This is a genomic window from Citrobacter freundii complex sp. 2024EL-00216 (assembly GCF_043945515.1).
In the GTDB taxonomy this organism is placed as follows: Bacteria; Pseudomonadota; Gammaproteobacteria; order Enterobacterales; family Enterobacteriaceae; genus Citrobacter; species Citrobacter portucalensis.
Window position 1 is genome coordinate 58729 of sequence record NZ_JBIMRA010000012.1, and the last position, 25751, is coordinate 84479.

The window sequence follows — 25751 nt, forward strand, 5'->3', positions numbered from 1 at the left end:
ATGTTGTCCTCAGGCTACACCGACCCACAGCCACCGCAGCGCAATAAACAGCGCCAGTGCCAGCGTCGATGCCACCCACATCAGTCGAATCGTATGGGAAATGTCGTCTACCGAAATGTCGCGTTGTGCATCACCGATCCACGGTTTCTCAACGCGCTCGCCAAAGTAGTCATTAGGACCACCCAGACGAATGCCTAATGCCCCAGCTACGGATGCCTCTGACCACGCACAGTTTGGGCTACTGTGGTTGTAGCGATCGCGCCAGCCGATCTGTAAAGCTCGCGAGCCGTCTTTACGGCATAAAAATGCCGCCACACCCAGCAGCAGCCAGCTCAGTCTTGCAGGAATAAAGTTCGCGACATCGTCCAGACGCGCGCTGACCATACCAATAGCGCGGTATTTTTCATGTTTGTAGCCCACCATGGAGTCAAGGGTGTTTACAGCTTTGTAGGCCATCGCCAGGGGCGCACCGCCGAGGAGGAGAAAGAACAACGGTGCGATAATGCCGTCTACGGTGTTTTCAGCCACGGTTTCCACCACCGCGCGATTGATCTGCTGCGGTTGCAGCTGTGAGGTATCACGCCCCACAATCCACGATAGTTTTTCCCGACTCTGAGCAAGGTCACCGGCCCGTAGCGGACGTTCGACATCCTGCGCGGCCTTTGCCAGGCAGCGTCCGGCCAGCACGGTAAAGATCATCCATACCTCTACCACCCAACCCAACCAGGGATGAATAGATTCTGCCAGTGCCAGCACGCCCCAGGACACAGCCCAGGTCAGACCAACCACCACAATCCACATCACCGCGCCGCCGATGCGCAGCGCACGGTCGCTATGGCAATAACGCCGAATAACTCGCTGCACGGCAGAAATCAGATTGCCAATCCAGCGCACCGGATGTGGCCAGTTCTGCGGATCGCCGATGATAAAATCAAGCAGCCAGGCAATACACCATGCAAGGATCGTCATAGCGCACTCCTCGCAGCTGCCAACCAATGGTTAAGCATCTGCGGACGTTGAGCAAAATGAACGTGTAGATAGCTGGCGAAGGTGTTTCCGACCTGCCAGCCGCCGGACCAGGCTTGCAGCGTTTTACCATCGCGCACTTTGCGACAGTTCATCACCGCTGGCGTTTCAGGGGTAAAATCGGAATAGTGGAATTCATGCCCGCGCAGCACTTCGCCTTCTGCAGCTAACAATGTTTGCTGCGCGGCCTGCGCTTCGCAGTAGCCAAATCGGGTCAGACGTTTCCCCATTTTGCTGTGGCCGGGAATGATATCCGCCATCAGCCAGGTATCGCCGTTGCTGTCCTCAAGCGAACTGCCGAGATACATCAGCCCGCCGCACTCTGCATAAATCGCGACGCCACGTTGATGTGCCTCTCGCAGTTGATTCAGCATCGAGACATTGCGAGCCAGCGCCGCAGCGTGTAGCTCTGGATATCCGCCACCTAACCAGATCATCTGACAGTCCGGTAAACAGGTGTCGTGCAACGGGCTAAAACGAACAATATTTAGTCCCGTACGTTCCAGCAGCGTAATGTTATCCGGATAGTAGAAGTTGAAGGCTTCATCATCGGCAATGGCAACCGTTAGCCCTGCTCCGGCGTCTGCGGCAGGAAGCGCGGGCCATTCGCCAGCAGGAAGATTGGTTGACTGGCTTAATGTCAGAAGCGCGTCGATATCAAGGGTTTGCTCCAGTGTCGCGGCAAAAGCCTGCCACGGTTGCTGATTGATAACCGACTCACGTGCGGTTACTAAACCCAGATGACGTTCGGGAAGGGCAACGCCCTCCATACGGGGTACGTAGCCCAAGACGGGTACATCGCAGTAACGTTCGATTGCGACTTTCAGTAACTGGTAATGCGTTTCGCTGTTAACCCGATTAACAATAACCCCGGCGATGTTCAGGGTGGGATCAAAATGCTGAAAACCCATTACCGTTGCGGCGATTGAAGTGGAAACGGCTTTGCCATCAACCAGTAAGATGACCGAACAGCCTAACTGTTTAGCCATCGCGGCGGTACTGCAGTAGTTTGGGTCAGTACCATAGCCGTCATACAGCCCCATCACACCTTCAATAACGGCGATATCCGCATGTTGCATCTGCTCGTTGAATAGAGCGTTCAGCGTGGGGACGGGAAGCATGAAGCTATCAAGATTGCGGGAAGCGGTACCGCATACCGCTGTATGCCAGCCGGTATCAAGGTAATCAGGACCCACTTTGCAAGGCTGGACGCGCAAACCGCGTTTTTTCAACAAGCTCAACAAGCCCAGCGTCACCGTGGTTTTACCACAGCCGCTTCCGGTACCTGCAAGAACAAATGCGTGAAAATTGGCCGCCATACCCTGATCCTGTTCAGGGTGGTAGGGGTGTAGAGATACCCAGTCTCTCGACTGTATGCATCTGAACCACCCACTTCCCACCGAAGTTGTTGGTAGTCACTGACAGGCAGGTCTTCTGGCTTAGCGTCATCCTCACCCGTCCTTCCCAATCTTGCGATCAGTGGTCCATACGGGGTCGTCAGCATCACAGCAGCGGGGGCTGCGGGGGATTCTCACCCCCTTCCCTACCACAAATGTGGCAAACCTGTCAGTTCAAGAGCCTGGTTAATTAAGCTCTCTGTTATGAGGTAAATTCACGACCTCATGACAATAATTCAATTTAATATCTTTCCGAGTTCATTCAGCCAATTTTCTGGCCTTAACCCACTTATTCATACGTTCACTTTTTGAATGAAAGTATCAGCTAAGAATAAAGAAAGTCATTCACACAGACACTGTATCTCATCACAAAAATAAAAACTGGTGCAGTTTATCCCTCTAATACCATTATTTTGTTGCGCTATGACAATTTATTGACTGCTGTTGTCACATTTCATTTTATAATGACTAACATAGCGCCCGATATCAAAAATCGGCAATAGCAAAATATTGCTATTTAAGCGGATTCACCACGTGAAATGACATTTATTTGCTGGCGAAATGCCTGCGGCGTAACCTGATAGGTCTGGCGGAAAACTTTGCAAAAATAACTTGTTTGCGAAAAGCCTAAATTACGCGCAATGCTGGCTATGCTCCAGTCACTGTGACAAAGCAGCTCTTTGGCACTGGCCATTCTTTGCTGGTTTACCCATGCGTTAAAACCAATACCCTGATATTTTTTGAACAATTTGCTGAAATAGTACGGGCTAAGGAAAACATGAGAGGCAACATCTTCCAGACGTAGATCGTCTGATAAATGTGCATCAATATAGCGCAGGGCTTTTTTCATTTTACTGTCATGAGGGTTGGTACTACGGTTAGCGCGTACCGGCTCTGACTGCTGCGGGTTATCTTTGATAACAACAAAATTAAGTTGTTTCTTAAGGCAATTTTCGACGATGAGCTTGAGTAAATCCGCTGAAGCAATGACGCGAGAATAGTCCATTTCAGGTACATTACGGAACTCGTTGACCAGCTCTGGATCGGCTTGCCAGCGGTCATCGACGTTCAGAATATCAACGAGGCCTACATCGTTACTTAAGCGTACTTGTCCACAAAGCACGAACCCTACCAGGTGTCCCGCGATGACCAGCGGAATTGAGAAATCGGTAAGCCCGGCATGGCAGCGATAAATGCAGGGTTGATCGGATTTAGAGGCTTCCAACCCTCCACAGCGGTCGCTCATACGACAACGCGTACTATGCTGAGGATGCTGGCGCATCAACTGGCAAAAAGGAGTGAAATTAAAAAGCTCAGAAATTTCATCACCGTGAATATTGACAACCACAACAGCCAGACTGGTGGCCTGTGCAAAATCCTGTGCGATTTTATTAATGAGTTCTGAGTTCAGGGCACTCGCAGAAATCATGATAAAACCTCTCAGTTAATTTATTGTTATAAATAAAACATATTATTCACACATTCATTTTCATCTCGCGATCCAGCGCTCTGATGAAAGTCAGCATTGAACATAACAAAAGTCTCCCATTGTTGGGAGACTTTTTAAGCCGTTCAGGAAACCGGATCACGAAAACAGTTTTTACCTTTCAATAATAAACATCTTTCGTGAAGCTAGCTCTCGTTTTCCTCCAACTTACACGAATTACACGGTAAATTTTTGCCAATAAAATAACGATAAATTGCTGCGCCCGCACAGGCGCCGATGATGGGTGCCACAATCGGCACGATGAAATAAGGGATATCGCGCCCCCCGGTCATCGCAACATCACCCCACCCGGCCATCCAGGCAAACAATTTAGGACCAAAGTCACGTGCCGGGTTCATCGCAAAGCCGGTAAGTGGACCGGTTGATGCGCCGATAACAGCAACCAGAATACCAATCAGCAGTGGTGCTAACGGGCCTTTGGGAACACCGTTACCGTCGTCCGTTAGCGCCATAATCATCCCCATCAGAATGGAGGTAATCACCACTTCGACCAGTGCGGCCTGCCAGACACTCAGTGCGGCGGCAGGATACGTACTAAAAATGCTGGCAAGTTGCAGGCTTTCCAGACTACCGCGTACCATTTGATGGGCTGATTCATACTCAATAAATAAGCTGCCGTACAACAAATAGGCCAGCATAGCGCCACCAAAGGCCCCCGCTATCTGAGCGACAGAATAAGGTAGTACCTTACGACCCGGAAAACAGGCAAACAACCAAAGTGCGATGGTAATAGCGGGATTGAGATGGGCCCCAGAAATCCCGGCTGTCAGGTAAACTGCAAGCGAGATCCCCAAGCCCCATATGATGCAGATCTCCCACAATCCCAAACTGGCACCCGCGACCTTCAGGGCGCTCAGGCACCCAATACCAAAAAACAAAAATAGCCCGGTCCCCAAAAACTCAGCAATACATTGCGCTCTTAGTGAATCGTTCATTGTGACACCTTCTAAGCAGAGTTCGTGTCTTTACCAGCGGACTCCTTGCTGGCAGGAAGATTACTTCAAGGCTTACTATAAAAATCTGTATCGGCAAATTGTTGGCAATCTGCAAGCGACATGCCCTTAAAAATCGTGTTGTGATAGCAAATTCTTGCTATCACCTTTATTAAAGCAGGCGGTAAAACGAGGATTTACCCTATTAAAAGTACATTTTCAAAATAATAAAATATTGCGAAAAGCAGAATTCTATTTTCAAACGATCATCACAATTTCATTTTTCTCGCATAGCAAATGATATTTAAACTGTCACTCGGAAAAGTGTAAATATGGAATTAACATAACCAAATAGTCACATTACTTAAACTAAAAATAACCAACAAAAACAAATTGTTATGATGACATATAGCAATTTTATCTCACCATAACCCCACTATTTTTTCACTCTTACTTTCAACTCAGCCATTCTTTTTCCTCGCTTCTTTTTATAGTCATGAAAATCGGGACAACCCAGGCGAGGTCTTTATGCAACAAGAAGCGTTAGGAATGGTAGAAACCAAAGGCTTAACTGCAGCCATAGAGGCCGCAGATGCAATGGTGAAGTCAGCCAATGTAATGCTGGTCGGCTACGAAAAAATTGGTTCGGGGCTGGTAACAGTCATTGTCCGTGGCGATGTCGGCGCAGTCAAAGCAGCAACAGATGCAGGTGCCGCCGCAGCCCGTAATGTGGGAGAAGTGAAAGCCGTACACGTCATCCCACGCCCGCATACCGATGTAGAAAAAATCTTACCGAAGGGAATTAGCTAATGAGCAGCAATGAGCTGGTTGAACAGATCATGGCGCAGGTGATTGCTCGCGTGGCAACGCCGGAACAGCAGGCTATCCCTGAAAATAATCCTCCAACACGAGAAACGGCTATGGCAGAGAAAAGCTGCAGTTTAACGGAGTTTGTCGGTACCGCGATTGGCGACACCGTCGGTCTGGTAATCGCCAACGTAGACAGCGCCCTACTGGACGCGATGAAACTTGAAAAACGGTATCGCTCCATTGGCATCCTTGGCGCCCGTACTGGCGCAGGCCCGCACATCATGGCCGCCGATGAAGCGGTAAAAGCCACCAATACTGAAGTCGTCAGTATTGAGTTACCACGTGATACCAAAGGCGGCGCAGGTCATGGTTCGCTGATTATTCTTGGCGGCAACGATGTTTCTGACGTGAAACGCGGCATTGAAGTCGCACTGAAAGAACTGGATCGCACCTTTGGCGATGTTTATGCCAACGAAGCCGGTCACATCGAAATGCAGTACACCGCACGCGCCAGCTACGCGCTGGAAAAAGCCTTTGGCGCACCGATTGGCCGTGCCTGTGGCGTTATCGTCGGCGCGCCAGCATCCGTTGGTGTCCTGATGGCCGATACGGCCCTGAAATCCGCCAACGTGGAAGTTGTGGCCTACAGCTCCCCTGCCCATGGCACCAGCTTCAGTAACGAAGCCATTCTGGTTATTTCGGGTGACTCTGGCGCTGTTCGTCAGGCCGTTATCTCCGCCCGTGAAATCGGTAAAACCGTACTCGGGACCCTCGGCTCAGAGCCGAAAAACGATCGTCCGTCCTACATCTGATATCAGTGAGGCTGATTCATGAGATCGAAAAGATTTGAAGCACTGGCGAAGCGCCCTGTGAATCAGGATGGTTTCGTTAAGGAGTGGATCGAAGAAGGCTTCATTGCGATGGAAAGCCCGAACGACCCCAAACCGTCGATTAAAATCGTCAACGGTACAGTCACTGAACTGGACGGTAAATCCGCCAGTGAATTTGACTTAATCGACCATTTCATTGCCCGCTATGGCATTAACCTGGCGCGCGCTGAAGAGGTCATGGCGATGGACTCGGTCAAACTGGCCAATATGCTTTGCGACCCTAACGTGAAGCGCAAAGACATTGTGCCGCTGACCACCGCAATGACGCCGGCAAAAATTGTCGAAGTGGTGTCCCATATGAACGTCGTTGAGATGATGATGGCGATGCAGAAAATGCGTGCTCGTCGTACACCATCTCAACAAGCGCACGTCACTAACGTCAAAGATAACCCGGTGCAGATTGCCGCTGATGCCGCTGAAGGCGCATGGCGCGGGTTTGACGAACAGGAAACAACCGTTGCCGTTGCACGTTATGCGCCATTTAACGCCATTGCGCTGTTAGTCGGCTCACAGGTTGGACGCCCGGGCGTATTAACCCAGTGCTCGCTGGAAGAAGCTACCGAACTTAAACTCGGCATGCTAGGCCACACCTGCTACGCGGAAACCATCTCCGTCTATGGTACTGAACCCGTCTTTACCGACGGCGATGACACGCCATGGTCGAAAGGCTTCCTCGCCTCGTCCTACGCATCCCGTGGTCTGAAAATGCGCTTTACCTCCGGCTCTGGCTCAGAAGTTCAGATGGGTTACGCCGAAGGCAAATCAATGCTTTATCTGGAAGCCCGCTGCATTTACATCACCAAAGCTGCGGGCGTACAGGGCCTGCAAAACGGTTCAGTAAGCTGCATCGGTGTCCCTTCCGCCGTGCCGTCAGGCATTCGTGCAGTGTTGGCTGAAAACCTGATTTGTTCCTCTCTGGATCTGGAATGCGCCTCCAGCAACGACCAAACCTTTACCCACTCGGATATGCGTCGTACTGCGCGTCTGCTGATGCAGTTCCTGCCGGGTACTGACTTCATTTCTTCTGGTTATTCCGCGGTGCCGAACTACGACAACATGTTTGCGGGTTCGAACGAGGATGCTGAAGATTTTGACGACTACAACGTTCTTCAGCGCGACCTGAAAGTAGACGGCGGTCTGCGCCCGGTTCGCGAAGAAGACGTTATCGCCATTCGTAACAAAGCGGCACGTGCGCTGCAGGCCGTCTTTGCCGGGATGGGATTACCACCAATCACTGATGAAGAAGTGGAAGCTGCGACCTACGCCCACGGTTCGAAAGATATGCCGGAACGTAACATCGTTGAAGACATCAAGTTTGCACAAGAGATCATCAATAAAAACCGTAACGGTCTGGAAGTGGTGAAAGCCCTTGCTCAGGGCGGATTTACCGATGTCGCTCAGGACATGCTCAACATCCAGAAAGCCAAGTTAACCGGGGATTACCTGCATACCTCCGCCATTATCGTTGGCGACGGACAGGTGCTATCCGCCGTCAATGATGTTAACGACTATGCCGGTCCGGCAACAGGTTATCGCCTGCAGGGCGAACGCTGGGAAGAAATCAAAAACATCCCTGGCGCACTTGATCCCAACGAGCTTGGCTAAGGGGTGAAAAATGGAAATTAATGAAAAACTACTGCGCCAGATAATTGAAGATGTGTTGTCTGAAATGCAGACCAGCGACAAACCCGTCTCTTTCCGCGCATCTACAGCGGCAAGCGCACCTCAGGCTGCGGCGACACAGGGAGACAGCTTTCTGACCGAGATTGGTGAAGCCAAACAAGGCCAGCAACAGGATGAAGTGATTATTGCCGTAGGGCCGGCGTTCGGGCTCTCGCAAACCGTCAATATCGTAGGTATCCCGCATAAGAATATCTTGCGCGAAGTGATTGCCGGTATTGAAGAAGAAGGTATTAAAGCGCGCGTTATCCGCTGCTTTAAATCCTCCGATGTGGCGTTTGTCGCCGTTGAGGGGAACCGTCTGAGCGGTTCCGGGATCTCTATCGGCATCCAGTCAAAAGGTACCACGGTTATCCACCAGCAGGGGTTACCGCCGCTTTCAAACCTGGAGCTGTTCCCTCAGGCACCGCTTCTGACGCTGGAAACCTATCGTCAGATCGGTAAAAACGCCGCGCGTTATGCCAAGCGTGAATCTCCGCAACCGGTCCCTACTCTGAATGACCAGATGGCCCGTCCTAAGTACCAGGCGAAATCAGCCATTCTGCACATTAAAGAGACCAAATACGTTGTGACAGGCAAAAACCCGCAGGAACTGCGCGTGGCGCTTTGATAAAGGATACCTCCATGAATACCGACGCAATTGAATCGATGGTTCGGGATGTGTTGAGCCGGATGAACAGCCTGCAAGGCGAGTCTGCGACTCCGCCCGCGGCGAGTTCATCAGCACATACCGCGAAAGTCACGGATTACCCTCTCGCGAATAAACATCCTGAGTGGGTAAAAACTGCGACCAACAAAACGCTGGACGACTTCACGCTTGAAAATGTTCTGAGCAACAAAGTGACCGCGCAGGACATGCGCATCACCCCTGAAACACTGCGCCTGCAGGCGGAAATCGCCAAAGATGCCGGACGTGACAGGCTGGCGATGAACTTCGAGCGCGCAGCCGAGCTAACCGCTGTTCCTGACGATCGCATTCTTGAGATCTACAACGCGCTGCGCCCGTACCGCTCAACAAAAGATGAGCTGATGGCTATCGCCGACGATCTCGAAAATCGTTATCAGGCAAAAATCTGTGCAGCTTTCGTTCGTGAAGCGGCAGCGCTGTACGTTGAGCGTAAAAAACTCAAAGGCGACGACTAACTCAGGGAAAGGATCATGCGATATATAGCTGGCATTGACATAGGCAACTCATCAACGGAGGTCGCTCTGGCTACTCTGGATGAGTCTGGCGTGCTGAGCATCACCGGCAGCGCGCTGGCAGAAACCACCGGAATTAAGGGCACATTACGTAATGTGTTTGGCATTCAGGAGGCCCTTACGCTGGCGGCAAAAAACACCAGTATCAATGTCAGCGATATTTCGCTCATCCGTATTAACGAAGCCACCCCGGTCATTGGCGACGTGGCGATGGAAACAATAACCGAAACCATCATCACTGAATCCACCATGATCGGCCATAACCCTAAAACACCGGGCGGCGTCGGGTTAGGCGTGGGCGTCACTATTACGCCGGAAGACCTTCTCAGTCGCCCGGCGGATACGCCCTATATTCTGGTGGTGTCATCGGCATTTGATTTCGCCGATGTCGCTACGATGATTAATGCCTCCGTCCGTGCTGGATACCAGTTGACTGGCGTTATTTTGCAGCAGGACGACGGAGTGTTGGTCAGTAATCGTCTGACTCATCCCCTGCCCATCGTCGATGAAGTCCTTCATATCGACCGTATCCCGTTGGGGATGCTGGCTGCCATTGAGGTCGCTGTACCAGGAAAGGTCATTGAAACCCTTTCTAACCCCTACGGCATTGCAACTGTCTTTGGCCTCAATGCCGATGAGACTAAAAACATTGTTCCGATGGCACGGGCGCTGATCGGCAACCGTTCAGCCGTGGTGGTGAAAACGCCGTCAGGTGATGTGAAAGCGCGAGCGATTCCTGCCGGAAATCTGGAGCTACAGTCTCAGGGTCGTACCGTACGGGTCGACGTTGCCGCGGGCGCCGAAGCGATTATGAAAGCGGTTGGTGAATGCCCGAAACTGGATAACGTTACCGGAGAAGCTGGCACCAATATTGGCGGCATGCTGGAGCATGTGCGCCAGACGATGGCTGAATTAACCAACAAACCCAGTCATGAAATTTTTATTCAGGACCTGCTGGCGGTCGATACCTCGGTTCCCGTCAGTGTGACGGGTGGACTTGCCGGTGAGTTCTCGCTGGAGCAGGCTGTCGGCATAGCCTCCATGGTGAAATCAGACCGCCTGCAAATGGCGATGATTGCCCAGGAGATCAAGCAAAAGTTCAACATTGACGTCCAGGTTGGCGGGGCCGAAGCCGAAGCTGCCATTCTGGGAGCCTTAACAACTCCGGGCACAACACGACCACTGGCTATTCTGGATCTCGGCGCGGGTTCAACCGACGCTTCTATCATCAATCCTAAGGGCGAAATTATTGCCACGCACCTGGCAGGCGCAGGCGATATGGTCACGATGATCATTGCCCGTGAACTGGGTCTGGATGACCGTTATCTCGCTGAAGAGATTAAAAAGTATCCGTTGGCGAAAGTTGAGAGCTTGTTCCACCTTCGCCACGAAGACGGCAGCGTTCAGTTCTTCCCTACGCCTCTCCCACCAACGGTTTTTGCGCGCGTGTGCGTAGTGAAACCCGATGAACTGGTGCCACTGCCTGGTGAACTGGCGCTGGAGAAAGTACGGGCCATTCGTCGCAGCGCCAAGGAGCGCGTTTTCGTTACTAACGCACTCAGAGCGCTACGTCAGGTCAGTCCGACCGGGAACATTCGGGATATTCCCTTTGTGGTGCTGGTTGGCGGCTCATCTCTGGATTTTGAAGTTCCACAGCTGGTCACCGATGCTCTGGCGCATTATCGACTGGTTGCCGGGCGCGGCAACATTCGTGGTACCGAAGGTCCGCGCAATGCGGTTGCGACAGGACTGATTCTCTCCTGGCATAAGGCATTCGCTCATGGAAAGTAATCTCACCACCCCAGCCATCGTTATCTTTACCAGTGCTGACTGTGCTGACGTCTGGAATGACGTACTGCTGGGTATTGAAGAAGAAGGGATCCCCTTTGTAATTCAGGAGAGTAGCTCAACTGACGTTATCCACAACGCATGGTTGGCCGCCTGCCAGTCTCCATTGCTGGTCGGTATTGGCTGTAGCCGCGAAAAACTGGTCGTGCACTACAAAAACTTACCCACATCAGCACCACTTTTTACGCTGACGTATCAACAAAATAGCCACGATCGCCGCAGCATTGGTAACAACGCTGCGCGGCTGGTTAAAGGCATTCCGTTCCGGGAATGCCACTCATAACCCACAGGAGAAAAGCAGTATGAATAACGCACTGGGACTGGTTGAAACAAAAGGGCTTGTCGGCGCTATTGAAGCCGCTGATGCCATGGTGAAATCCGCAAACGTGCAGTTGGTTGGTTACGAAAAAATCGGCTCTGGCCTTATCACCGTTATGGTTCGCGGTGATGTCGGCGCAGTGAAAGCAGCCGTAGATGCTGGAAGCGCAGCCGCAAGCGCCGTTGGTGAGGTGAAATCCTGCCACGTTATCCCGCGTCCGCACAGCGACGTTGAAGCCATTTTACCTAAATCCGCATAAGTCGTTGCAACCAAGGAGCACAGCGTGAAGCAATCACTGGGATTACTTGAAGTTAGTGGTCTGGCATTAGCCATCAGTTGCGCGGACGTCATGGCGAAAGCCGCCTCCATCACGCTGGTGGGCCTCGAAAAAACCAACGGCTCAGGCTGGACGGTGATCAAGATAATCGGGGATGTGGCCTCCGTCCAGGCGGCCATTTCCACCGGTGTCAGTTTCGCTGACCAGCGAGATGGACTGGTGGCTCACAAAGTCATTTCCAGACCCGGGGATGGGATCCTGTCGCATAGCGTTGTCCTGGAGCCTGAGCCAACGCCCGAACCCATACCAGCCGTAGCGCATGAAGAGATATTTGTAGACCATGATGTACCCGAAGCACCGCAAGATGCAGAGTTGATTAGCTGCAATTTGTGTCTTGATCCTGCCTGCCCTCGCCAAAAAGGCGAGCCGCGCACGCTTTGTCTTCACTCTGGCAAACGAGGTGAAGCGTAATGGATAAACAGCAACTGGAGACCACTGTCGCTAAGGTTCTGGATGAAATGCGCGAGCGCCCGATTCCGCTGGGGATCTCTAATCGTCATATTCATCTGTGCGCTGAAGATTACGGTCGCTTGTTTCCCAATCACCCCATTAGTGAGAAAAAAGGGCTGTTGCAGCCAGGACAATATGCAGCAGAGCAGACTGTCACGCTGGTGGGGCCAAAAGGCCAGTTAAAAAATGTGCGTTTACTCGGCCCGCTGCGCAGTACCAGCCAGGTCGAAATTTCTCGTACCGACGCCCGCACGTTGGGAATTGCTGCTCCGCTGCGGATGTCGGGCAATATTCAGGGCACACCCGGTGTTCGTCTCGTCAGCCCATTTGCTGAACTGGACTTAGCATCTGGGGTGATCGTCGCCCAACGGCATATCCATATGTCGCCGCTCGATGCTCTGATTCTGCGGGTTTCCCATGGTGATAAAGTCTCGGTCGCCATTAATGGCGATGAACGTCGACTGATTTTCGATAACGTCGCCGTACGCGTTTCGCCGGATATGCGCCTCGAAATGCATATTGATACAGACGAAGCCAATGCTGCAGGCGCTGATAATCCCCAGGCATTCGCCACACTGGTGACCTCACGATGAACAACGAACTGCTGCAACGCATTATCGAGGAGGTTGTTTCCCGATTAAAAAAACGCGCGGAAAGCACGCTCACTCTTAGCGTCGCGCAGTTACGGGAAATCGATTCACGGACAGTATGCTGCCAGTACTCGTCGCTCCATCTCCAACAAGTGGATCTGCCATTACTGGAACAAATTGCCGAAGGCTGCCCAGCCAACATGTCGGTGGGAAAGATTCACGACGCGCTGGCATGCGGAGTCCGCGTGAAAATTTCACTACAACACCGATTGTTACCCGCAATCCCCGTGAAAAAACTCGCACGTCTGCCGCTGGAGTTCAATGACGAACGGGGACGAATCATCTTTTTGCATCCTGAGAAGCTTCTCAGCTATGCCGACGTCGCCCAATTAAGGGATGGCGTACTGGTGTTGCGCCGTCGGTGTGTTGTGACGGCTCTGGCTCAGGAAGCTGTCAGTCTGCGAAATGTCCAACTAATTAAGCAGGAGTGAGCTATGCATCTGGCCCGGGTTACAGGCGTTGTGGTTTCCACGCAAAAATCCCCATCACTGGTGGGAAAAAAACTGTTGCTGGTACGTCGGGTAAGTGCTGACGGAGAGCTTCCTGCATCCCCTGTGAGTGGAGATGAAGTCGCTGTTGATTCTGTCGGCGCAGGGACCGGCGAACTGGTATTACTCAGCAGCGGATCCAGCGCCAGACACGTTTTTTCTGGCCCTAATGAGGCCATCGATCTGGCTATCGTCGGCATTGTCGACACGCTTTCTCGTTAGGAGGAACTATGGCGATTTATACCCGCACTGGTGATGCCGGAACAACAGCCCTCTTTACCGGACAGCGCGTGAGCAAAACGCATCCACGCGTGGAAGCCTACGGTACGCTGGACGAACTGAATGCGGCGCTAAGTCTGTGCGTTTGTGCAGCGAAAACCCCGCAGCACCGGCAGTTACTTGAAAATATCCAGCTGCAGCTTTTTTGGTTCAGCGCCGAACTGGCAAGCGAAAGCGAAGAACCAACGCCAGAGCAGCGCTACATCAGCTCAGAAGAAATTGCGGCACTGGAAGCTGCCATCGATACCGCAATGGGAAGAGTACCGCCCCTGCGCAGCTTTATTCTACCTGGCCGCAGCGAAGCCGCCAGCCGACTGCACTTTGCCCGTACGCTGGCACGCCGCGCAGAGAGACGACTGGTCGAGCTCTCCACCGATATATCCGTCAGACACGTGCTGATGCGTTATATCAATCGCCTGTCCGACTGCTTATATGCGCTTGCACGAGCAGAAGATCATGACGCCCATCAAAACGACATCATTCAGAAAGTGGCTGAGCGCTATCTCGCTGCCGTTCAAGCACCAGCCATAAAGGAGCCGACTATGTCTCTGTCTTTTCAGGAGCTCCACCAACTCACTCGCGCTGCGGTGACGAGAGCAGAAGAACTTCAGGTTCCGGTCGTCATTAGCATTGTTGATGCCAACGGAACCCAAATGGTGGCCTGGCGCATGCCTGACGCTTTACTCGTGAGTAGCGAACTGGCACCCAAAAAAGCCTGGACTGCCGTGGCGATGAAAACCGCCACACATGAGCTGACATCGGCAGTGCAACCCGGCGCTGCGCTTTACGGTCTGGAAAGCCATATGCAGGGAAAAGTCGTCACCTTCGGTGGCGGATACGCATTATGGCGTGAGGGTTTACTCCTCGGGGGTCTTGGCATCAGCGGAGGAAGCGTTGAACAGGATATGGACATTGCAGAAACGGCCATTGCGGCGATTAACGTGAGAACACATCAATGAATACTTCAGAACTTGAAACCCTTATTCGTAACATTTTGAGTGAGCAACTCGCCCCGGCAAAAGCAGAAGTTCAGGGTAACGGTATTTTTCCGTCCGTTGGCGAAGCTATCGATGCAGCGCATCAGGCTTTTCTGCGTTACCAGCAATGTCCATTGAAAACCCGCAGCGCCATCATAAACGCCCTACGCGAAGAACTGACGCCTCATCTTGCTTCACTGGCCGCTGAGAGCGCAGCTGAAACAGGAATGGGCAACAAAGAGGATAAGTTCCTTAAAAATAAAGCCGCGCTGGACAACACTCCAGGAATCGAAGATCTCACTACCACGGCGTTAACCGGTGACGGCGGCATGGTGTTATTCGAGTATTCCCCATTTGGCGTGATTGGTTCTGTCGCCCCCAGTACTAACCCGACAGAGACCATTATTAACAACAGCATCAGCATGCTGGCGGCAGGGAATAGCGTTTACTTCAGTCCGCATCCGGGTGCCAAAAAGGTTTCACTCAAGCTGATTGCCATGATTGAAGATATTGCTTTCCGTTGCTGCGGAATTCGTAATCTTGTCGTTACGGTCACAGAACCCACCTTTGAGGCTACCCAGCAGATGATGGCGCACCCTAAAATCGCAGTTCTCGCGATTACCGGTGGCCCAGGCATTGTTGCTATGGGCATGAAAAGCGGGAAAAAAGTCATCGGCGCAGGCGCAGGAAATCCACCCTGCATTGTTGATGAAACGGCCGACCTGGTTAAGGCGGCAGAGGATATCATCAATGGCGCATCCTTTGATTACAACCTCCCCTGCATCGCTGAGAAGAGCCTGATTGTTGTTGATGCCGTTGCCGAACGACTGGTTCAACAGATGCAGTCTTTTGGTGCGATGCTTCTCAATAGCGAAGAGGTAGACAAACTGCGCGCTGTCTGTCTACCAGAAGGCATAGCCAATAAAAAACTGGTGGGTAAAAGCCCGGCAACCTTACTGGAAGCAGCAGGAATACCGGTTCCGGCAAAAGTACCTCGATTACTGACAGGCATCGTCAAGGCTGACGACCCGTGGGTTACCAGCGAGCAATTGATGCCAATGCTCCCCGTCGTAACGGTGAGCGATTTTGACAGTGCATTAACGTTGGCCCTGAAAGTTGAAGAGGGATTGCATCACACCGCCATTATGCATTCGCAAAATGTGTCACGTTTGAACCTTGCCGCGCGCACGCTTCAGACCTCCATCTTTGTGAAAAATGGCCCCTCTTACGCCGGGATCGGCGTTGGTGGTGAAGGTTTTACAACCTTCACTATTGCGACGCCAACCGGTGAAGGAACAACATCTGCGCGCACTTTCGCACGCTCTCGTCGTTGCGTGCTGACAAACGGTTTTTCTATTCGCTAATGGGGCCGTTATGAAAAGCTTTTCACTGCAAACTCGATTGTACAGCGGCCAGGGAAGTCTGGATGTGCTCAAGCGCTTCACGAATAAGCATATCTGGATTATCTGCGATGGTTTTCTCGCGCGTTCTCCCCTGATTGAAAAGCTGCGCAACGCTCTGCCAGCGGATAACCGCATCAGCATTTTCAGCGATATCACCCCCGATCCCACCATCGGCACGGTAGTTCAAGGGATTGCACAAATGCAGTCCCTACAACCAGACGTCGTGATGGGTTTTGGTGGCGGCTCAGCACTGGACGCCGCAAAAGCCATCGTCTGGTTCAGCCGACAGTTCGGTATTGAAATTGAAACCTGTGTCGCAATTCCCACCACCAGCGGCACAGGCTCCGAGGTAACCAGTGCCTGCGTGATTAGCGATCCGGATAAAGGCATTAAATATCCATTGTTTAATAATGCACTTTACCCGGACATGGCCATCCTTGATCCAACGTTGGTTGTCAGCGTACCACCTGCCATCACCGCGAATACCGGCATGGACGTGTTAACGCATGCACTGGAGGCTTACGTGTCCACGAAGGCCAGCGACTTCACAGACGCACTGGCTGAAAAAGCGGCTCAAATCGTCTTCCAGTACCTGCCTGTCGCCGTCAGCAAAGGCGACTGTCTGGCAACGCGGGGGAAAATGCACAATGCATCAACGCTCGCGGGAATGGCATTTAGTCAGGCTGGACTGGGGATCAATCATGCGATTGCCCATCAATTGGGTGGTCAGTTTCATCTGCCGCATGGACTTGCCAATGCGCTGCTGCTGACCCATGTCATTTATTTTAATGCCCGCGATCCGCGAGCTGCGAAGCGCTATGCCCGTTTTGCTAAAGCCTGCCATTTATGCCCGGATAATGCGAACGATACGGCTGCGCTGAATGCGCTCATTCATCAAATTGAGCTTCTCAAAAAACAGTGTGCGTTACCTTCTTTCGTTGACGCGCTTAAAGACGGAAAGCAAGTCTGGTCACAACGTATCCCATCGATGGTTCAGGCCGCGCTGGCTGACGTCACGCTGCAAACCAATCCTCGTGTTGCCGATGCCAGTGCCATGCAGGAACTGCTTGAGGAATTATTATGAAGACAGCCATGACGGCAGAGTCCACGCTTTATGATGCACAGACCATTCGCGAACGCGTTCGCGCAGCGGGTGTTGTCGGAGCCGGAGGCGCAGGCTTTCCTACTCACGTAAAATTACAGGCGCAGGTCGATACCTTTCTGGTCAATGCGGCTGAATGTGAGCCAATGCTGAAAGTTGACCAGCAGTTGATGGCCGTCCAGGCTGAGCGACTTATCCGCGGCGTTCAATATGCCATGACGGCGACGGGAGCCAGTGCCGGAATTATTGCGCTCAAGGAGAAATACCAAGGTGCTATCAATGCATTAACCCCCCTTCTACCTGCCGGGATCCGCTTACATATTTTGCCTGATGTCTACCCGGCTGGTGACGAGGTTCTGACCATCTGGATGGCAACAGGTCGGAGAGTTCCGCCTGCCGCGCTGCCGGTCAGCGTCGGTGTGGTGGTCAATAACGTTCAGACCGTGCTCAACATCGCCAGAGCAGTTGAGCAGCAGTACCCCGTTACGCGTCGCACCCTGACCGTTAACGGTGCAGTCGCCAGTCCCATCACACTCACTGTCCCTATCGGAATGTCTTTACGTGACGTTCTGGCGCTGGCCGGTGGCGCAACCGTTGACGATCCCGGCTTTATTAACGGTGGTCCGATGATGGGCGGCCTGATTACTTCACTGGATACCCCCGTAAGCAAGACCACCGGGGGCCTGCTGGTTTTGCCTAAGTCTCATGCGTTAATTCAGCGGCGGATGCAGGATGAACGCACCGTGCTTTCTGTAGCAAAAACCGTTTGCGAGCAGTGCCGTTTGTGTACGGATTTGTGCCCAAGGCATTTGATCGGCCATGAATTATCCCCGCACCTGTTGGTTCGTGCGGTTAATTATCAGCAGGCGGCCACACCACAGCTGCTGCTCACCGCCCTGACCTGTTCAGAATGCAATGTGTGTGAAAGCGTAGCCTGCCCGGTTGGGATTTCACCGATGCGCATCAACCGTATGCTGAAACGCGAGCTGCGGGCGCTCAACCATCGTTATGAAGGGCCGCTAAATCCTGAGGATGAAATGGCGAAATACCGGTTGATCCCGGTTAAGCGCCTTATTACCAAACTGGGTCTTAGCGACTGGTATCACGATGCGCCACTGGCTGAGAATGATTATTCCACAGATAAAACGACGCTGTTGTTACGCCAGCATATTGGTGCCAGCGCCATCCCATGTGTAGAACAAGGCGAACGCGTTGTTCGCGGTCAATGCGTTGCCGATGTGCCGTCCGGTGCATTAGGTGCGCCTGTTCACGCCAGCATTGACGGTATTGTCAGCGAAATCACTGAGCAATCTATCACGGTAATTAGAGGTTAATCATGTCTCAGGCTATAGGGATTTTAGAACTCACCAGCATTGCCAAAGGGATGGAAGCTGGTGATGCCATGTTAAAAAGCGCGAATGTGAATTTACTGGTCAGCAAGACCATCTGCCCGGGAAAATTTCTACTCATGCTCGGTGGTGACGTAGGTGCCGTACAACAGGCGATTGCCACTGGAACATCTCTTGCTGGCGATATGCTCGTTGACAGTCTGGTACTCCCCAACATTCATGCCAGCGTACTCCCCGCAATCAGCGGACTAAACAGCGTGGATAAGCGTCAGGCTGTTGGTATTGTCGAAACATGGAGCGTTGCTGCCTGCATCTGCGCCGCCGACCGGGCGGTTAAAGCCTCCAACGTCACGCTGGTACGCGTCCATATGGCATTTGGTATTGGCGGCAAGTGCTACATGGTCGTTGCTGGCGATGTATCCGATGTGAATAACGCAGTGACGGTTGCCAGTGAAAGTGCGGGTGAAAAAGGCCTGCTGGTTTACCGCTCGGTCATACCTCGCCCGCATGAAAGCATGTGGCGACAAATGGTGGAGGGATAATGGAAAGACAACCCACCACGGATCGAATGATTCAGGAATATGTTCCTGGCAAACAGGTCACGCTGGCGCATCTTATTGCTAATCCAGGTAAAGATTTGTTCAAGAAGCTGGGATTACCAGATGCGGTTTCCGCAATCGGTATTCTGACCATTACCCCCAGCGAAGCCTCAATCATCGCCTGTGATATCGCCACGAAATCCGGGGCGGTAGAGATTGGTTTTCTCGACAGGTTTACCGGTGCGGTGGTTCTGACGGGTGATGTTTCCGCCGTTGAGTACGCGCTGAAACAGGTAACCCGAATGCTCGGCGAAATGATGCGTTTTACCGCGTGTCCCATCACTCGGACGTAATCTCATGAAACGTATCATGCTAATTGGCCCCAGCCAGTGCGGTAAAACATCGCTCACACAGTGCATGCGGGGAGAAGCGCTTCACTACCAGAAAACTCAGGCCATAGTCTGGTCTCCTACGACAATAGACACACCGGGTGAATATCTTGAGAACCGCTGCCTGTACAGCGCGCTGCTGGCCAGCGCCTGTGAAGCAGACATTATTGCGCTGGTACTCAATGCTGACGCGCCGTGGTCACCATTTTCTCCCGGTTTTACCGGACCAATGAACCGACCCGTTATTGGCCTCGTTACCAAAGCCGATTTAGCCAACCCGCAGCGTATTTATCTTGTGGAGAGTTGGTTAGTTCAGGCTGGCGCGCAAAAAGTATTTGTCACCAGCGCGCTGGAGAATACTGGGGTCGATGAGATGTTCATTTTTCTGAATGCAAAGGAACCTTCATGTCTCACAAAATAATGGCCATTAATGCAGGTAGTTCCTCGCTTAAATTTCAACTACTGGCGATGCCGCAGGGTGAAATGATCTGTCAGGGGTTGATTGAACGTATCGGTTTGTATGATGCGCAGGTCACCCTAAAAACACCAGCGCAGAAATGGCAGGAGACTTTGCCCGTAGCCGATCACCGTGAAGCCGTAACGTTGCTCCTGGAAAAACTGCTCAACCACCACATTATCAGCAGTCTGGAAGAGATCGACGGCGTGGGCCATCGCGTCGCGCACGGCGGGGAATCCTTTAAAGACTCTGCGCTGGTAACTGATGAAACGCTCGCAGAAATCGAGCGACTCGCGGAACTGGCCCCTCTGCATAACCCGGTAAATGCGTTGGGGATCGCGGTATTCCGCCAGCTATTGCCCAAAACGCCAGCCGTTGCGGTGTTCGACACTGCCTTTCATCAAACGCTTGATGAGCCTTCTTTCATCTATCCCCTGCCCTGGCGTTACTATTCAGAGTTGGGTATTCGTCGCTATGGTTTTCATGGTACCAGCCACAAATACGTTAGCTCACAGCTTGCTGAAAAACTGGGTGTACCACTCAGCGCCCTGCGCGTTGTTTGTTGTCATCTGGGCAACGGCAGCAGCATCTGCGCCATCAAAGGCGGACAATCGGTGAATACGTCAATGGGCTTTACGCCGCAGTCTGGCGTGATGATGGGCACGCGAAGTGGCGATATCGATCCGTCCATTTTACCGTGGATTGCCCTGCGAGAAGGCAAAACACCGCAGCAGCTCAACCAATTGCTCAACAATGAGTCCGGATTGCTCGGTGTTTCTGGCATCTCACCTGACTACCGCGACGTTGAACATGCCGCAGATACGGGCAATCACCAGGCGGCGCTGGCGTTGACGCTTTTTGCTGAGCGCATTCGTGCCACCATTGGTAGCTATATTATGCAGATGGGCGGTCTGGATGCCCTGGTGTTTACCGGTGGTATTGGCGAAAACTCCGCACGGGCGCGCGCTGCGATTTGTCGTAATCTGAATTTCCTGGGGCTGGCCGTTGATGAGGAAAAAAATCAGCGTAATGCCACCTTCATTCAGACGGAAAATGCGATGGTCAAAGTGGCGGTGATTAATACCAATGAAGAGCTGATGATTGCGCAAGACGTTATGCGTTTAGCGATATCTGAAACTGTGACATTGGGCATTCCTGCATAATACTGCCGCACCGCAAATTGCGGCAAATCATGGTAATAGCGCGATCGCCATGACACTATGCGCCGAAGATTTCTGATCACATAGGTGAAGACGTGGCTGTTGCGCAATGTCCCGCATCGTGCGGAGAACTTATCCAGGGCTGGATTCTGGGCAGTGAGAAATTGGTCTCCTGCCCGGTTGAATGGTATAGCACCGTTGAGGTCACTTCAGGTTCACCGCTGACAGATGAACGTCCACTTTCGCGGGCGATGGTTGAGAGGTTATTGCTGCACTGGCAATACCCGGCACAAATGAGTCAGGATATTCGAATTGATGTCCAGTCAACCATTCCTGTCGCTAAAGGGATGGCCAGCAGCACAGCGGATATCGCCGCCACGGCAATCGCCACGGCGCAGTATCTGGGTCATCAGCTAGACGAATCCACTCTGGCGCAGCTTTGCGTTTCGCTGGAACCTACCGACAGCACCGTTTTCCGCCAGCTTACGCTGTTCGATCACAACGACGCCTCCACGCAAATTGCCTGTGAAGCCCAGCCTCAACTCGATCTGCTGGTTCTCGAAAGCCCGGAAACCTTGCTTACCGCTGATTATCACCGTACTCCACGCCAGTCAGGGTTACTTGCAGGCGCTCCAGCGCTGAAACGCGCATGGGAAAAGGTACAGGAAGCATGTATCAGTCAAAATCCTTATCGGATGGGTGAAGCCGCCACGCTGAGCGCGATCGCCAGCCAGTTGCTGTTACCTAAACCAAATTTTGATTCACTTTTAGCGCTGGTAGAAGAATGTGATTTATACGGTATCAACGTTGCGCACAGTGGCAGCGTAGTCGGTCTGATGCTCGACAGAAAGCGTCATGATGTGGACTACATTAAATGGATGCTGACGCAGAAAAAATTGACGGAACACTGGCCGGAACAGCATTTGTTGCGGATGGTAACTGGCGGGGTCGAACTGCAATAAGGGCCGCCGCTAAGCAGCGACCCGGACAAGCATAAAATCGTTACTCGGCTTTCGCTTCGCCGTTTTTCACTTCGCCCATCGCTTTCAGCTTTTTAGAGATGTCGCGGCGCTCTTTAGAGATCTCAGCGTTTTTGATGATGTAATCATCAACACGATCTTCATAATCGCTTTTCATGCTGGCGATAATGCCCTGAATCGCTTCCACGCTCATTCCAGGCTTGATGTAGTCGCTCAGGTTGTCCAGCAGCAGAACACGTTTCTGGTTGTCACGGATCTTTTTCTCAACGTCCTGGATTTCACGTTGCAGTTTGTTTTTACGACGGAACAGACGAACAAATTCCAGCACGTCCTGGAAAGAAGGCTTGGTAGTTTCCATTTTTACACCCCTGATAATGTGAGATTCGGATTCGTTAAAACAACGGCTAAAGTGGGTCAACATTACTTTCATGCCCGCCATACTTCAAGTTGCATCTGCATCGACCATGCATGGTTGAAACCTGAATTATCGAGGGTAAAGCCATTGCAGTTACCAATGGTTTTAGCCTTTTTCAGTATCATACCTCTATTCGTTGCTGAATCGAAGCAGCAGTAGAACCAATCCCCTCATCTGCTCTTTATTTGCGCAGCGCGCGACAGATCAAATGAGAGAGCAACTCCAGCTGTCGCGCCATTTCCATATTTAGCCAAACGTAGCCGTGAATGGGCGTTTCAGCGACATTATCGCCCTTATGCTCAGCAATAAGCTGACGTAACTCCACCACGGTGTCATTGAGTTTTTCCGTATTGGCAAGCACCGGTTGTGGATTACCTTCATACAATGCGTGGGTTATCGTCAGTAGCGCCTGTTGTGTCCTGAGCTGTGTTTCACGCAAAGTATGCGCATTCAACATAACAAAGTGGCTTGTACGGCTGGCCCAGAGCGCATTGATTTGCAGCTCAAGCATGCAGACCAGGTTACGATTAACCGTCTGAATAGCTTCAAAGATGGATTTTTGAATGCGGGTTTCTTTGCTGGCAGGAACGATGAGCCCACGCATTTTGACAACATCGCTTAAAAGCTGTTGTAAATGCTTCTCCAGTCGCGGTTGCTCCAGCAGGTTGGGAGATAGCGCAGCCTGATACACCCGATTGTACCCCGTTACGCAATGCGCCAGCTGAATTCGCCAGTGTATAAATGCCCGCTGCGGCCAGATACCGGTAAACAGCATTGCCAGTAATGAACCCAGAATAACATCGCCACCGCGCCATAACGCTGTGTTCATATCTCCAGCGGGGGCACCCACAACGACCGCAAGCGTTATACCAATCAGCAACGCCTGATACGGCTTTTTACCCAGTGCCAGCCAGCCGCAGAGAAACATCGCCACCGCGCACCATATCAGCATTAGCGGAAGTGAAAAGAGCTCCAGACGCAGGGCCACCAGCCCAAGTACCGAACCCAGAATTGTCCCGCCAATACGCTCAAACGCTCTGGGGACAACGTTCCCCCAAAAGGAAATAGGCCCCATAATTACCACCAACGTAATCAGAGGCCATGTACCTTCAGGAATGTTCAACAGGCGAACCAACAGAAAAGTAAAAAGAAACGCCAGCGCAATGCGAACACCATGCACCACACGATAATGACGATACAAACGAATTTCAAAAGGACTCAGTGACTTATCTGCACGCACTCATGCACTCCGTCAGGGAATTGCAAAGAACAGAATTGTACCTGTTTTTTGAGTGAAAACATCACTCTGATGACCAGGACATTCATCCTGATTTACACCAAAAACAGTTACTTCGACTGTACCGGCACGTACATTTCAATGTCCCAGTAGCCGTCCTCCATGCCATTGTTCATATAAACTTCAAAGCAAGGTTTAGCGGCTATCGCATACGTCGAATCCTGCAGCAGGCGCTCAAAGAACTGATACCACGGCGTCGCGAAGTCATGATTTTCAACGCGCGCAACGGCGATAGCATAGTCGCCCCCCGCCAGTTCGGTCTGGATCACCCCCTCGCTGTTTTCTGGGATCTCAAAACCTTCAGGCACAGACACCACGGTATCACAACGCAGTTTTTCCGCCGGAACAACGTCAGGATTGTCGTAATAAACGGCTATCCATTCCAGCGGTACGATCTGCTTACCGTCGACCCACATCATTAACTGCTCGAAACCCTGCTTTACCGTTTGTTCCCACGGTCCAACCATGTGAAAACCGGCAATTATGCGTTTCTCGACCTGCTTTATCTCGTACTCCATATAACCTCCGTTATTACACTGTATTTATATACAGTGTAATTTTTAGGTATGACGGCCACAAGGAATCAGTGATTATTATGTGAGCAGATTCGCACTCTTGCCAGTCAGGCACATCAGGAAAAACTACGCCTTGTGGTGGAAGTAATCGCTCAAACGCGAGAAGACGCCGCCTTCGTTGACAGACTCCAGCGTAACCAGAGGCCAGTGCGCCACCAGTTTATCCCGATCGTAGAGTTCAATTTCCCCCACACGTTGATGGGCAGCAATGGGGGCAACCAGTTCTTTCTTATCAAGAACATATTTTGCCTTGATATTAGCGACTTCGGCTTTAGGCAGGGCCATCCAGAAATCCTGCTCTGTGCCAAGGCTAATTTTTTCTTTATCGCCGTACCAGATCCGTTCAATACCAACCTGCTTACCGCTACGTAATACCTGCACGGTATCGAAGTTCTGTTGTCCCCATTGCAGCAATTTTCGCGCCTGGTCTTCACGCCCTTTCGCACTCTCCGCCCCCATCACAACTGCAATCAGGCGGCGCTGCCCATCAACGGCAGAAGCAATCAGGTTGAATCCAGCGCCGGAGGTATGTCCTGTCTTCAGACCATCGACGTTCATAGTTTTATCCCACAACAAACCGTTACGGTTTTGCTGCGTGATTCCGTTCCAGGTAAGGCTTTTTTCACTGTATATATGGTAGAAATCCGGCTCTCCATGGATGATAGCTCTCGACAGCACGGCCAGATCGTAAGCTGAGCTATGCTGACCTGGCGCATCCAGACCATGTACCGTTTCAAAATGCGTGTCCCGCAGGTTCAGCTTTTGCACATAGTTGTTCATCATCGCGACAAACTGCGGCTGCCCTCCGGCGATGTAATCCGCCAGCGCCACACAGGCATCATTACCGGAATCAACAATTAACCCGCGACTCAGATCGCGCACAGAAACGCGATCCCCTTCTTTCAGGAACATTAAGGATGAACCGACGAATACCGGATTATCTTTCGCCCAGGCATCGCGCCCTACGGTGACAATATCTGTCGGACTAATACGCTTGCTGTCGATTGCGCGATCAACAACATAGCCGGTCATCAGCTTGGTCAGGCTGGCAGGGTTGCGCTGCTGGTGTTCATTTCCGGCTGTCAGGATTTGGCCCGTGGTGTAATCCATTAATACCCACGCACCGGCATTAATTGCCGGAGGCTGTGGAGCGAAACTGGCGACGTCGGTCGCGTACGCGGGCGAAAAACTCATCGCAAATAGTGAAGCGGCAATAAACAAACGGCGTTTCAACAGCATGTCCTCAGGAAATGGAGAAATAGCCGTTCTTTTTACGGAAGTTCTGGCGAACAAAC

29 protein-coding genes and 1 riboswitch are annotated in these 25751 nt (G+C 52.0%); of the genes, 21 read left to right on the forward strand and 8 right to left on the reverse strand.

Annotation, left to right across the window (positions count from 1 at the left end):
• Positions 1–9: 9 nt before the first annotated feature.
• From cbiB to pduF, 4 genes are all read right to left on the reverse strand, one after another.
• Positions 10–969 carry an adenosylcobinamide-phosphate synthase CbiB gene (gene cbiB / locus ACHHZ7_RS16485; protein WP_060683613.1) on the reverse strand — a complete coding sequence of 320 codons (960 nt, stop codon included), beginning with the start codon at positions 967–969 and terminating at the stop codon, positions 10–12.
• Positions 966–2345 carry a cobyrinate a,c-diamide synthase gene (locus ACHHZ7_RS16490; protein ID WP_060683612.1) on the reverse strand — a complete coding sequence of 460 codons (1380 nt, stop codon included), beginning with the start codon at positions 2343–2345 and terminating at the stop codon, positions 966–968. The genes cbiB and ACHHZ7_RS16490 overlap by 4 nt, the downstream gene beginning before the upstream one ends.
• Before the next feature lie 87 nt (positions 2346–2432).
• Positions 2433–2608, reverse strand: a riboswitch (cobalamin riboswitch).
• A gap of 332 nt (positions 2609–2940) precedes the next feature.
• Complete coding sequence (gene pocR, locus ACHHZ7_RS16495) at positions 2941–3852, reverse strand: regulatory protein PocR (RefSeq protein ID WP_003834122.1); 912 nt, start codon at positions 3850–3852, stop codon at positions 2941–2943.
• A gap of 203 nt (positions 3853–4055) precedes the next feature.
• Positions 4056–4865: a propanediol diffusion facilitator PduF gene (gene pduF, locus ACHHZ7_RS16500; RefSeq protein ID WP_003030258.1), complete on the reverse strand. Its 810-nt coding sequence runs from the start codon at positions 4863–4865 to the stop codon at positions 4056–4058.
• Positions 4866–5390: 525 nt separating this feature from the next.
• Here pduF and pduA point away from each other — a divergent pair.
• The 21 genes from pduA (at position 5391) to ACHHZ7_RS16605 (ending at position 22151) form a co-directional block, all read left to right on the forward strand.
• Positions 5391–5672: a propanediol utilization microcompartment protein PduA gene (pduA, locus tag ACHHZ7_RS16505; RefSeq protein WP_003030255.1), complete on the forward strand. Its 282-nt coding sequence runs from the start codon at positions 5391–5393 to the stop codon at positions 5670–5672.
• Positions 5672–6484: a propanediol utilization microcompartment protein PduB gene (gene pduB, locus ACHHZ7_RS16510; protein WP_003834129.1), complete on the forward strand. Its 813-nt coding sequence runs from the start codon at positions 5672–5674 to the stop codon at positions 6482–6484. The genes pduA and pduB overlap by 1 nt, the downstream gene beginning before the upstream one ends.
• 18 nt (positions 6485–6502) lie before the next feature.
• Positions 6503–8167: a propanediol dehydratase large subunit PduC gene (gene pduC, locus ACHHZ7_RS16515; RefSeq protein ID WP_003030249.1), complete on the forward strand. Its 1665-nt coding sequence runs from the start codon at positions 6503–6505 to the stop codon at positions 8165–8167.
• Positions 8168–8177: 10 nt separating this feature from the next.
• Entirely contained in the window at positions 8178–8852 is a 675-nt protein-coding gene (gene pduD / locus ACHHZ7_RS16520) for a propanediol dehydratase medium subunit PduD (RefSeq protein ID WP_003834131.1), read from the forward strand.
• Positions 8853–8866: 14 nt separating this feature from the next.
• Positions 8867–9385: a propanediol dehydratase small subunit PduE gene (pduE, locus tag ACHHZ7_RS16525; protein ID WP_003030243.1), complete on the forward strand. Its 519-nt coding sequence runs from the start codon at positions 8867–8869 to the stop codon at positions 9383–9385.
• Between the two features lie 15 nt (positions 9386–9400).
• The gene (locus ACHHZ7_RS16530) at positions 9401–11233 is read left to right on the forward strand and encodes a diol dehydratase reactivase subunit alpha (protein ID WP_060683611.1); all 1833 of its coding nucleotides are present in this window, start codon (positions 9401–9403) and stop codon (positions 11231–11233) included.
• Complete coding sequence (locus tag ACHHZ7_RS16535) at positions 11223–11573, forward strand: glycerol dehydratase reactivase beta/small subunit family protein (RefSeq protein WP_003834139.1); 351 nt, start codon at positions 11223–11225, stop codon at positions 11571–11573. The genes ACHHZ7_RS16530 and ACHHZ7_RS16535 overlap by 11 nt, the downstream gene beginning before the upstream one ends.
• A gap of 19 nt (positions 11574–11592) precedes the next feature.
• Positions 11593–11868: a propanediol utilization microcompartment protein PduJ gene (gene pduJ, locus ACHHZ7_RS16540; protein WP_001057752.1), complete on the forward strand. Its 276-nt coding sequence runs from the start codon at positions 11593–11595 to the stop codon at positions 11866–11868.
• 24 nt (positions 11869–11892) lie between these two features.
• On the forward strand, positions 11893–12357 hold the full coding sequence (locus ACHHZ7_RS16545; protein WP_048235096.1) for a BMC domain-containing protein: 465 nt from the start codon (positions 11893–11895) through the stop codon (positions 12355–12357).
• The gene (locus tag ACHHZ7_RS16550) at positions 12357–12989 is read left to right on the forward strand and encodes a phosphate propanoyltransferase (protein ID WP_008785145.1); all 633 of its coding nucleotides are present in this window, start codon (positions 12357–12359) and stop codon (positions 12987–12989) included. Before ACHHZ7_RS16545 ends, ACHHZ7_RS16550 begins: the two co-directional genes overlap by 1 nt.
• A complete protein-coding gene (gene pduM / locus ACHHZ7_RS16555) occupies positions 12986–13477 on the forward strand; it encodes a microcompartment protein PduM (RefSeq protein ID WP_008785146.1) in 492 nt (163 codons plus the stop codon). The genes ACHHZ7_RS16550 and pduM overlap by 4 nt, the downstream gene beginning before the upstream one ends.
• Before the next feature lie 3 nt (positions 13478–13480).
• Positions 13481–13756, forward strand: coding sequence for a EutN/CcmL family microcompartment protein (locus ACHHZ7_RS16560; protein WP_003030211.1), 276 nt, complete (start codon positions 13481–13483; stop codon positions 13754–13756).
• An 8-nt stretch (positions 13757–13764) separates the two neighbouring features.
• Positions 13765–14772, forward strand: a complete 1008-nt coding sequence (gene pduO, locus ACHHZ7_RS16565; RefSeq protein WP_057067510.1) for a two-domain cob(I)yrinic acid a,c-diamide adenosyltransferase PduO — start codon at positions 13765–13767, stop codon at positions 14770–14772.
• Positions 14769–16154, forward strand: coding sequence for a CoA-acylating propionaldehyde dehydrogenase PduP (pduP, locus tag ACHHZ7_RS16570; protein ID WP_008785148.1), 1386 nt, complete (start codon positions 14769–14771; stop codon positions 16152–16154). The genes pduO and pduP overlap by 4 nt, the downstream gene beginning before the upstream one ends.
• 10 nt (positions 16155–16164) lie before the next feature.
• Entirely contained in the window at positions 16165–17277 is a 1113-nt protein-coding gene (locus ACHHZ7_RS16575; RefSeq protein ID WP_057067508.1) for a 1-propanol dehydrogenase PduQ, read from the forward strand.
• Positions 17274–18629 carry a cobalamin reductase PduS gene (gene pduS, locus ACHHZ7_RS16580; RefSeq protein ID WP_057067507.1) on the forward strand — a complete coding sequence of 452 codons (1356 nt, stop codon included), beginning with the start codon at positions 17274–17276 and terminating at the stop codon, positions 18627–18629. The genes ACHHZ7_RS16575 and pduS overlap by 4 nt, the downstream gene beginning before the upstream one ends.
• Positions 18630–18631: 2 nt before the next feature.
• Positions 18632–19186 carry a propanediol utilization microcompartment protein PduT gene (gene pduT / locus ACHHZ7_RS16585; RefSeq protein ID WP_003030201.1) on the forward strand — a complete coding sequence of 185 codons (555 nt, stop codon included), beginning with the start codon at positions 18632–18634 and terminating at the stop codon, positions 19184–19186.
• Positions 19186–19536 carry a propanediol utilization microcompartment protein PduU gene (pduU, locus tag ACHHZ7_RS16590; RefSeq protein ID WP_060683610.1) on the forward strand — a complete coding sequence of 117 codons (351 nt, stop codon included), beginning with the start codon at positions 19186–19188 and terminating at the stop codon, positions 19534–19536. The genes pduT and pduU overlap by 1 nt, the downstream gene beginning before the upstream one ends.
• A 4-nt stretch (positions 19537–19540) precedes the next feature.
• Complete coding sequence (gene pduV / locus ACHHZ7_RS16595) at positions 19541–19993, forward strand: propanediol utilization protein PduV (protein WP_060683609.1); 453 nt, start codon at positions 19541–19543, stop codon at positions 19991–19993.
• Positions 19978–21192, forward strand: a complete 1215-nt coding sequence (locus ACHHZ7_RS16600) for an acetate/propionate family kinase (RefSeq protein WP_060683608.1) — start codon at positions 19978–19980, stop codon at positions 21190–21192. The genes pduV and ACHHZ7_RS16600 overlap by 16 nt, the downstream gene beginning before the upstream one ends.
• A gap of 92 nt (positions 21193–21284) precedes the next feature.
• On the forward strand, positions 21285–22151 hold the full coding sequence (locus ACHHZ7_RS16605) for an L-threonine kinase (protein ID WP_057067505.1): 867 nt from the start codon (positions 21285–21287) through the stop codon (positions 22149–22151).
• A 40-nt stretch (positions 22152–22191) separates the two neighbouring features.
• On the opposite strand, the gene ACHHZ7_RS16610 is transcribed toward ACHHZ7_RS16605, so the two are convergent.
• The 4 genes from ACHHZ7_RS16610 to dacD form a co-directional block, all read right to left on the reverse strand.
• On the reverse strand, positions 22192–22527 hold the full coding sequence (locus ACHHZ7_RS16610; RefSeq protein WP_003834176.1) for a DUF496 family protein: 336 nt from the start codon (positions 22525–22527) through the stop codon (positions 22192–22194).
• 238 nt (positions 22528–22765) lie between these two features.
• Positions 22766–23824, reverse strand: coding sequence for an FUSC family protein (locus ACHHZ7_RS16615; RefSeq protein ID WP_008785155.1), 1059 nt, complete (start codon positions 23822–23824; stop codon positions 22766–22768).
• Between the two features lie 107 nt (positions 23825–23931).
• Complete coding sequence (sbmC, locus tag ACHHZ7_RS16620) at positions 23932–24399, reverse strand: DNA gyrase inhibitor SbmC (RefSeq protein WP_008785156.1); 468 nt, start codon at positions 24397–24399, stop codon at positions 23932–23934.
• A 123-nt stretch (positions 24400–24522) separates the two neighbouring features.
• Positions 24523–25695: a serine-type D-Ala-D-Ala carboxypeptidase DacD gene (gene dacD, locus ACHHZ7_RS16625; protein ID WP_060683607.1), complete on the reverse strand. Its 1173-nt coding sequence runs from the start codon at positions 25693–25695 to the stop codon at positions 24523–24525.
• Between the last annotated feature and the right edge of the window lie 56 nt (positions 25696–25751).

Coding starts and splice junctions, on each gene's coding strand:
- cbiB (WP_060683613.1), bottom strand. CDS start 969: ATGACGATCCTTGCATGGTGTATTGCCTGGCTGCTTGATTTTATCATC.
- ACHHZ7_RS16490 (WP_060683612.1), bottom strand. CDS start 2,345: ATGGCGGCCAATTTTCACGCATTTGTTCTTGCAGGTACCGGAAGCGGC.
- pocR (WP_003834122.1), bottom strand. CDS start 3,852: ATGATTTCTGCGAGTGCCCTGAACTCAGAACTCATTAATAAAATCGCA.
- pduF (WP_003030258.1), bottom strand. CDS start 4,865: ATGAACGATTCACTAAGAGCGCAATGTATTGCTGAGTTTTTGGGGACC.
- pduA (WP_003030255.1), top strand. CDS start 5,391: ATGCAACAAGAAGCGTTAGGAATGGTAGAAACCAAAGGCTTAACTGCA.
- pduB (WP_003834129.1), top strand. CDS start 5,672: ATGAGCAGCAATGAGCTGGTTGAACAGATCATGGCGCAGGTGATTGCT.
- pduC (WP_003030249.1), top strand. CDS start 6,503: ATGAGATCGAAAAGATTTGAAGCACTGGCGAAGCGCCCTGTGAATCAG.
- pduD (WP_003834131.1), top strand. CDS start 8,178: ATGGAAATTAATGAAAAACTACTGCGCCAGATAATTGAAGATGTGTTG.
- pduE (WP_003030243.1), top strand. CDS start 8,867: ATGAATACCGACGCAATTGAATCGATGGTTCGGGATGTGTTGAGCCGG.
- ACHHZ7_RS16530 (WP_060683611.1), top strand. CDS start 9,401: ATGCGATATATAGCTGGCATTGACATAGGCAACTCATCAACGGAGGTC.
- ACHHZ7_RS16535 (WP_003834139.1), top strand. CDS start 11,223: ATGGAAAGTAATCTCACCACCCCAGCCATCGTTATCTTTACCAGTGCT.
- pduJ (WP_001057752.1), top strand. CDS start 11,593: ATGAATAACGCACTGGGACTGGTTGAAACAAAAGGGCTTGTCGGCGCT.
- ACHHZ7_RS16550 (WP_008785145.1), top strand. CDS start 12,357: ATGGATAAACAGCAACTGGAGACCACTGTCGCTAAGGTTCTGGATGAA.
- pduM (WP_008785146.1), top strand. CDS start 12,986: ATGAACAACGAACTGCTGCAACGCATTATCGAGGAGGTTGTTTCCCGA.
- ACHHZ7_RS16560 (WP_003030211.1), top strand. CDS start 13,481: ATGCATCTGGCCCGGGTTACAGGCGTTGTGGTTTCCACGCAAAAATCC.
- pduO (WP_057067510.1), top strand. CDS start 13,765: ATGGCGATTTATACCCGCACTGGTGATGCCGGAACAACAGCCCTCTTT.
- pduP (WP_008785148.1), top strand. CDS start 14,769: ATGAATACTTCAGAACTTGAAACCCTTATTCGTAACATTTTGAGTGAG.
- ACHHZ7_RS16575 (WP_057067508.1), top strand. CDS start 16,165: ATGAAAAGCTTTTCACTGCAAACTCGATTGTACAGCGGCCAGGGAAGT.
- pduS (WP_057067507.1), top strand. CDS start 17,274: ATGAAGACAGCCATGACGGCAGAGTCCACGCTTTATGATGCACAGACC.
- pduT (WP_003030201.1), top strand. CDS start 18,632: ATGTCTCAGGCTATAGGGATTTTAGAACTCACCAGCATTGCCAAAGGG.
- pduU (WP_060683610.1), top strand. CDS start 19,186: ATGGAAAGACAACCCACCACGGATCGAATGATTCAGGAATATGTTCCT.
- pduV (WP_060683609.1), top strand. CDS start 19,541: ATGAAACGTATCATGCTAATTGGCCCCAGCCAGTGCGGTAAAACATCG.
- ACHHZ7_RS16600 (WP_060683608.1), top strand. CDS start 19,978: ATGTCTCACAAAATAATGGCCATTAATGCAGGTAGTTCCTCGCTTAAA.
- ACHHZ7_RS16610 (WP_003834176.1), bottom strand. CDS start 22,527: ATGGAAACTACCAAGCCTTCTTTCCAGGACGTGCTGGAATTTGTTCGT.
- sbmC (WP_008785156.1), bottom strand. CDS start 24,399: ATGGAGTACGAGATAAAGCAGGTCGAGAAACGCATAATTGCCGGTTTT.
- dacD (WP_060683607.1), bottom strand. CDS start 25,695: ATGCTGTTGAAACGCCGTTTGTTTATTGCCGCTTCACTATTTGCGATG.